Source organism: Embleya sp. NPDC059213, assembly GCF_042754445.1.
Taxonomy (GTDB): Bacteria; Actinomycetota; Actinomycetes; order Streptomycetales; family Streptomycetaceae; genus Embleya.
This window is the reverse complement of sequence record NZ_JBHZAV010000309.1, coordinates 1-6,983: the sequence shown is the minus strand read 5'-3', so window position 1 is coordinate 6,983 and position 6,983 is coordinate 1. Positions and strand designations below refer to the sequence as shown.

6 protein-coding genes are annotated in these 6,983 nt (G+C 71.1%); 3 read left to right on the top strand and 3 right to left on the bottom strand.

What is annotated here, in order from left to right; all coding sequences use genetic code 11:
* Both ACFXMF_RS45880 and ACFXMF_RS45875 read left to right on the top strand, forming a co-directional pair.
* A partial coding sequence (locus ACFXMF_RS45880; protein WP_380021239.1) for an oligopeptide/dipeptide ABC transporter ATP-binding protein occupies positions 1–525 on the top strand: 525 nt, incomplete at its 5' end.
* Positions 522–1,682, top strand: a complete 1,161-nt coding sequence (locus tag ACFXMF_RS45875) for an ABC transporter ATP-binding protein (RefSeq protein ID WP_379990790.1) — start codon at positions 522–524, stop codon at positions 1,680–1,682. The genes ACFXMF_RS45880 and ACFXMF_RS45875, both read left to right, overlap by 4 nt.
* A gap of 78 nt (positions 1,683–1,760) precedes the next feature.
* Here the strand turns inward: ACFXMF_RS45875 and ACFXMF_RS45870 are convergent, their stop codons facing one another.
* Positions 1,761–2,876 (bottom strand): serine hydrolase domain-containing protein, encoded by a 1,116-nt coding sequence (locus ACFXMF_RS45870; RefSeq protein ID WP_360307149.1) that lies wholly within the window; start codon positions 2,874–2,876, stop codon positions 1,761–1,763.
* A gap of 230 nt (positions 2,877–3,106) precedes the next feature.
* Here ACFXMF_RS45870 and ACFXMF_RS45865 point away from each other — a divergent pair, with 230 nt between their 5' ends.
* On the top strand, positions 3,107–4,732 hold the full coding sequence (locus ACFXMF_RS45865; RefSeq protein ID WP_379990789.1) for a PucR family transcriptional regulator: 1,626 nt from the start codon (positions 3,107–3,109) through the stop codon (positions 4,730–4,732).
* Between the two features lie 43 nt (positions 4,733–4,775).
* Here ACFXMF_RS45865 and ACFXMF_RS45860 read toward each other — a convergent pair whose 3' ends face one another.
* Both ACFXMF_RS45860 and ACFXMF_RS45855 read right to left on the bottom strand, forming a co-directional pair.
* Positions 4,776–5,669, bottom strand: coding sequence for an alpha/beta hydrolase (locus tag ACFXMF_RS45860; RefSeq protein WP_360307144.1), 894 nt, complete (start codon positions 5,667–5,669; stop codon positions 4,776–4,778).
* Positions 5,670–5,798: 129 nt separating this feature from the next.
* Positions 5,799–6,983 (bottom strand): thioesterase domain-containing protein (locus tag ACFXMF_RS45855; RefSeq protein WP_380021237.1); only part of this gene is annotated, 1,185 nt, incomplete at its 5' end.

Sequence of the window (6,983 nt, the reverse complement as noted above, 5' to 3'; positions counted from 1 at the left end):
ATGTCCCTGGTGAACAACCCCGAACTGCTCATCGCGGACGAGCCGACCACCGCCCTCGACGTCACCGTCCAGGCGCAGATCCTCGATCTCATCCGGGATCTGCAGCGGGAATTCGGCTCCGCGGTCATCGTGATCACCCACGACCTGGGCGTCGTCGCCGAACTCGCCGACGACATCCTGGTGATGTATGGCGGCCGGTGCGTCGAACGGGGCCCGGCCGAGCAGGTGTTCCACCAACCCCGACACCCCTACACCTGGGGTCTGCTCGGCTCGATGCCGCGCCTGGACCGCGAGCAGCAGGACCGGCTCGTCCCGGTCGAGGGCTCTCCGCCCTCGCTGATCAACCTGCCGTCCGGCTGCGCGTTCAACCCGCGTTGCCCGTACGCGGACGTACCGAAGGACGACGTCACCCGCACGGTCCGCCCCGAGCCGACCGAGGTCGGCGACGGGCACTGGGCCGCCTGCCACCTGACGCGGGAGCAGCGGGAGCGGATCTGGACCGAAGAGATTGCGCCGAGGCTGTGAGCGAGAACGCAAAGGACGACGCGGTGAGCATCCCTACCCATGACGACGGCGGGCGGGCCGGCGCCGGCGCCGGCGGCTCGTCCGAGACCGGCGGCGCGGCCCGCCTCGCCGAGGACGCCGCGCCCGGCGAGGTGCTGCTGAAGGTGACCGGGCTGCGGAAGCACTTCCCGATCCGGAGCGGCCTTTTCCAACGCCGGGTCGGCGCGGTGCGCGCCGTCGACGGCATCGACTTCGAGGTGCGCTCGGGCGAGACCCTCGGTGTCGTGGGCGAATCGGGCTGCGGCAAGTCGACGATGGGCCGGCTGATCACCCGGCTGCTCGAACCGACCGCGGGGACGGTCGAGTTCGAGGGCAAGGAGATCACCCATCTCGGTGTGCGCGGCATGCGCCCACTGCGCCGCGACATGCAGATGATCTTCCAGGACCCGTACTCGTCGCTGAACCCGCGCCACACCACCGGCACGATCATCGGCGCCCCCTTCCGGCTCCAGGGCGTCGAACCCGAGGGCGGCATCAAGAAGGAGGTACAGCGGCTGCTGTCGGTGGTCGGCCTCAGCCCCGAGCACTACAACCGCTACCCGAACGAGTTCTCCGGCGGCCAGCGGCAGCGCATCGGCATCGCCCGCGCGCTCGCGCTCCGGCCGAAGCTGGTGGTGGCGGACGAGCCGGTGTCCGCGCTGGACGTGTCGATCCAGGCCCAGGTCGTCAATTTGATGGACGACCTGCAACAGGAACTGGGCCTGACCTACGTGATCATCGCGCACGACCTGTCCGTCGTCCGGCACGTCTCGGACCGGATCGCGGTGATGTACCTCGGCAAGATCGTCGAACTCGCCGACCGGGACCTGCTCTACAAGGCGCCGATGCACCCGTACACCAAGGCGCTGATGTCGGCCGTCCCGATCCCGGACCCGCGGCGCAGAAAGGCCGGGAGCGAGCGTCTCCTGCTCGATGGCGACGTGCCCTCGCCGATCGCCCCGCCCGACGGATGCCGCTTTCACACCCGGTGTTGGAAGGCGACGCGGATCTGTACGACGACCGAGCCCGCGCTCGACGAGCTGAAGCCCGGTCAGCGGGTGGCCTGCCACCATCCGGAGAACTTCGCCGACCAGGCCCCGCAGGACAACGTGCTGCTGTCGATCGCGAAGCGGACATGACGGCCTGGACCGGCGACCGACCGATACCCGTGCTCTCGGTATCGGCCGGCCACCGGTCCAGGGGTTCGATGACTACGGTCAGCGGAGGTCGCGCATGAGTGTGCTCATGATGGCGTCCACCTTGTCCGAGTCGAACGTTTCCGAGCCGACCAACAGGGTCACCGCGCGTCGACCGTCGTCGGTGACCGCGTTGCGGAACTTGTGGCCGCTGGCCACGCTGCCGCTGTGTCCCCACAGGACCAGGCCCGGGGTGGGCTCGTGGCGTTCGACTCCCAAGCCGTAGCGCTCACCCGGGAAGTCGTCCGGAACGGTCTTCTTCAGTTCGGCGAGTTGGGCCGGAGCCAGCAGTTTCCCGCTCATCAGGGCGGTCCAGAAGGCGGTGGTGTCCGCGCCGGTGGAGATCAGCGCGCCCGACGCGTCGGCCTCCGAAATGTTCCATTCCGTCTTGTCCACCAAAGTGGATCCCCGCTGCGCGTAGCCGCGCAGGTCCGGCTTGGGGATCGTGGTGCGATCGCCGGGCCATTCGGTCTCGCACAGTCCGAGGGGCTCGATGATCCGCTCCTCGATCTCGGTGCCGATGTCGCGGCCCGTGACCTCGGCGACGATCAGGCCGACGAGGTTGTAGTTGGTGTTGGAGTAGGAGAAGCCCTCGGCCGTCCGGTCGGGCCTGGGCAGACCGAGCGCCTGCCGGACCGTCTGCAAGGGCTCGATGTGATCCCAGCGGTGCTCGTCCTCGTCCTCCCAGAACGGCGCGTCCAGGTAGTCGGGCAGGCCGCTGGTGTGCTGCAGCAACTGCCGGATCGTGATCTTGCGCCCGTCGTAGAGCTTGGTGCGGACGAGACCGGGCAGATAATCGTCCACGGTGTCGTCGAGGCCGATCCTGCCCTCGCCGACGAGCTGAAGCACCACCGTGGCCGTCCAGGTCTTGGTGTCGCTGCCGATGCGGCTGTGCTCGTTGCCGACGACCTTGCGGCCCGTTCTGATGTCGGCGAGGCCGACACCGCCGTTCCGGACGCCGCAGCGCGGGCTCTTGACCGTCACGCTGATGCCCGTGGCGCCGACACTTTGCAGTGACTTCATCGCCGCCTGGATGGGCTTGGTGTCGCACTGCGGTGCCGCGCCCGCCTGCCCGGGCACCGTCACCAGCGAGGCCGCGCAGGCCAGGGCCACGACAACACTCGTCCTGTATCGCACAATGTCTCCTTCTGCAGTACCGATCCTGAGCGTCCGCACAAGGGGCGACGGAGGTGGCCGCGAATGGTTGCGCTCCACGAGGCCGTGGGAGGTACGGTCACCGGGGGTGCCCGCCGCACGCTTGCCGGATTGTGCATGCGGACAGCGTGGCGGTCCGGATCTACCGGGGGCATGCGGCACCCGTCCAGAGATTCCCCGAATGCTTTGTGTGTCCGGCTAAAGAGGTGAGCATGCTCGGTACCGGGGTTCCCGATCTCGGACAGGTCCTGGAAGTGTTGGGCTCGTCGTTGCTGCGGCCGTTGACCGTGCTGCCGGACCGGCTGGTGCCGGTCTCGGGCGTACTCATCTTCGAGCGGCGAGCCCCGCTACCGCTTCCCCCCGTCGGCGACGCGATCCTGCTCGCCGTCGGAGTGGGCATGGTCGAAGCTCAGGCGATGAATCTGGTCGCTTCGGCGGCCGAGGCCGGGTACGCCTGTCTGGTGGTGAAGAGTTTCGGCGAGCCGGTCACCCAACTGGTGGAAGCCGCCCGGCAGTCCGGCATCGTACTGCTGGCCGCCGACGCGGCCGTGGCCTGGCACCACTTGGACGCGATGATCTCCTCGGCCCTGACCCCGACGGTGCGTTTCGGACAGTCGGCGGGTGCCCCGGCGGTCGGCGACCTGTTCGCGTTGGCCAACGCGATCGCCGGGATGGTGGGCGGAGCCACCGTGATCGAGGATCCGCACCGGCGCATCCTCGCGTACTCGACGCTGCCCGGCCAGGCCGTCGACGAGGGCCGCCGCCAGGGCATCCTCGGCCTCCAGGTGCCGGACGGCCCCGACTACGACGAGCAATACCGGGTGCTCACCCGGGTCGGGCGCACCTGCCGGTTCTCCGCCGTTCCCGGGGGGCTGCCTCGGCTCGGTGTCGCGGTCCGGGTGGGCAGCGAGGTGTTGGGGTCGGTCTGGGTCGTCAACGCCGGGGAACACCTGGACTCCGTTGCCGAACAGGCGCTTTCCGACGTGGCGGACAACGTCGCGCTGCACCTGCTCGCGGCCCGCACCACCGAATCCGCCGTCCGGCGCAGGTACGCCGACCTGTTGCGGCGGCTGCTCGCCGACCCGAGCAGTGCCGCCGCGGTCGCCCCACAACTGGGCCTGGACCCCAACCTGCCCGTCGCGGTGGCCGCGTTCGCCGTCGCCTCGGTCGACGCCGAGGACGTGCTCACGGCGCACGCGGCCACCCGGCTCGCCGACCTGGTGAGCCTGCACTGCGAGGCGCGCTACGGCAGGCACGGCTGCGCGTTGATCGACGGAACGGTCTACGCGCTGCTGCCCAGCGAGCCCTCGCCGAACGCGCACCGCGAACTCGTCGCCTACATCGCGCGGCGGGCCCACAGCGCGCTCCGGGTGCCCGTCCGGGCCGGACTCGGCTCGCTGGTCCCGGAACTGCGCTCGATCGTGGGCTCACGCGCCGACGCGGATCTGGTCCTGCGTGCGCTCTCCGAGCGGCCGGCCGGCCCGGAGCCGTGCCAGGTGGCCACGATCGACGAGATGTGGGCCGGCGCGACGCTGTCCGCGCTGGCCGGGATGCTGGCCACGCACGAGGTGCTCCCCCGCCGGCTCGGACCGGCGATCCGTGCGCACGATCTCGAACACGGCACCACGTACGCGTCCACCATCCTCGCCTACCTGGACGCCAACGGCGATGTGGCCGCCGCCTCCCAGCGGTTGTCCGTGCACCCGAACACGATCCGGTACCGACTTTCCCGCGCCGGGGAGATCTTCGGGTTCGATCTCGCCGAGCCGGACGAACGTCTGGTCCTGTGGCTGCGGTTGCGGCTCGGCGATCAACTCGGCGACCGGCTCGGCTGGTAGGCCCAGGCGGCGCGGCCGCGGCCGCTCGACAAGTGACGACCCGTCAGTGCGTCAGGTGTTCGACCGGGTGGCAATAGTCCAGTCCCGTGAGGGGGCGGCCGGAGAAATAGCGCAGCCCCAGGTCCACGAGTTCGGTGGGGCGCTCCAGGTGCACCAGGTGATCGGCGCCCTTGATGGTGGTGAAGTGCGCGTTCGCGTACCGCGCCGCGGCCTCCCGGCTGAGCCGAGGCGTGGTGAGCGGGTCGTGCTCGCCGGTCGTGATCAGGACGGGTGTCGTCACGGTGGCCCCGCCCGGGTCGGGATCGTGGCGCAGCAGGCGATGGGTGTTGTCCAGGTACCTGGCGACGTCGCCGTCGGAGAGGGCGTTCAGCAGCCGGCTCAAACAGCGCGCGACGGTTGCCTGTCGCGCCACCGCGGCGTTCGGATCCGAGCACAGGAGCGACTCCAGCACGCTGTCGACGAACTCTCCGCGCCGGCCCTGCTCGGCGAGATCGGCGGTGCGCCGAAACGCCGCCCGAACGTGCTCGGTCATCCCCGACATCGTGCCGATGAGCAGTATCCGGTCGACCCGCTCGGGGTTGAGCTGGACCCAACGGTGCGCGACGGCGCTGCCGTACGACGCGCCGACCACGTTGACCCGACCGGCGGCGACCGTGCCCAGGAGGTGGTCGAACGCCCCGGTGAGGAAGTCGAACCCGTAGTCGGCGGGCAGCCGATCGGCATCGCCGGCGCCGGGCAGGTCCATCGTGATGACGGTGGCCGCCGGCCTCAGTCCCTGCTCGATCCGCCCCCAGGCGGTCCGCTGTTGAAAGGCACCGCCGAGCAGGACCACGGGCGCGATCCGGGGATTCGGTTGGTGCACGATCCGCGCCTTGTACGCGAACCCCCGGTAGCCGAGCCGGACGAGTTCCTCCCGGCCGGCGGTGCGCGATCCCATGGTCCCGGCTCCCTCGTGGCTGAGCAGATACCACGAAGCTAACGAACAAAGCGGACAACAGGGCGGTGGGCTCGCCGGAACGCCTCGATCGGATCGGGCGGGTACCGGATCGGGCACCACCGGCGGGGCTCAGGTGTGGCTGTCGAGCCAGTCCCGGATGGCGAGTGCGATGGTGTGGGCGTGTTCCTCCAGCATGGTGAAGTGGTCGCCGGGCACCGTGACTTCGGTGTGGGGCAGGCTCCAGGCGGGGGCGGGTTCGGTATCGGGCAGCGGACGTTCGGCACGCACGTACAGGGTGGGACAGGCGAGCGGCGCGGGTTTCCAGTCGTTGAAGAGTTCGAAGTATCGGGCCATGGCGGTGAGCCGAGCGGGGTCGGTGCCGGCGAATTCCGCCGCCCGGCGCAGCATGCCCGCCGTCATCGCGGAGAAGGCCCGGTCCTGGTCGGCGTGCACGGCGGGGTGGGTGTCCACCAGGACGACGGCCGTCGGGGCGGCGCCTTCCGACTCCAGACGCTCGGCTACGGCATGGGCCACCCAGCCGCCGGCCGACCAGCCCAGCAGGACCGGCGGGCCGTCGGTCGCGGCGGCGCGGACCGCGCCGGCCTGGGCGGTGACGAGGGCGTCCAGGGTGGCGGGCAGGGCCTCTCGGGGCTCGAACCCCGGGTGCCGCACGGCGGAAACCGGCCGCCGGCCGCGCAGCGCGGCGCCCAGGCGCGCGTATTCCCCCGGTCCGGACAACGCGCTCAGCGCGGGGGTGCAGATCAGCCGGGCCGCCGCGCCGCCGGCCGCGAGCAGGACGGGTTCGTGTGTCGCACCGGGCGCGTCGGCGTCGTCGAAGGCCGGGCGCAGCCGCGCGGCGATGGTGAGCAGCGCCATGCCGTCCCAGTGCTGTCCCCGGGCGCACGCGGTGCGAAAGAGCGCGCCCAGGGTGTCCGGCGCTCCCCCGGCGGGCGATGTGCCGGCGGCTCGCGCCGGGGCGCCCGCCTGCGGACCGACGCCGGTGCCCTCGTGCGCCGGTCGACCCGAGGTGCCTGCGGGGTCGGCTGCCTCGGGCCCTGCCGGGCGGTCGGATTCGGCGCCCCCGGGAGGTGCCTCGGCGGCGTGGCGCCGGGTCAGCTCGGTGGCGAGCGCACGGGGCGTCGGGAAGTCGAACAGCAGCGTGGACGGCAGTACCAGACCCGTCCACGCCGCGAGTTCGTTGCGCAGTTCGACCGCGGCCAGGGAGTCCAGTCCCAGGTCCGCCAGCCGGGTGTCCTCGTCGACCTCGCCTGCCACGTCCCGGTGGCCCAGGGCGCGGGCAAGACGACCCTCGCG

What these genes read in the sequence shown, in the direction of transcription:
- ACFXMF_RS45865 (WP_379990789.1), top strand. Translation starts at nt 3,107, where the DNA reads ATGCTCGGTACCGGGGTTCCCGATCTCGGACAGGTCCTGGAAGTGTTG.
- ACFXMF_RS45860 (WP_360307144.1), bottom strand. Translation starts at nt 5,669, where the DNA reads ATGGGATCGCGCACCGCCGGCCGGGAGGAACTCGTCCGGCTCGGCTAC.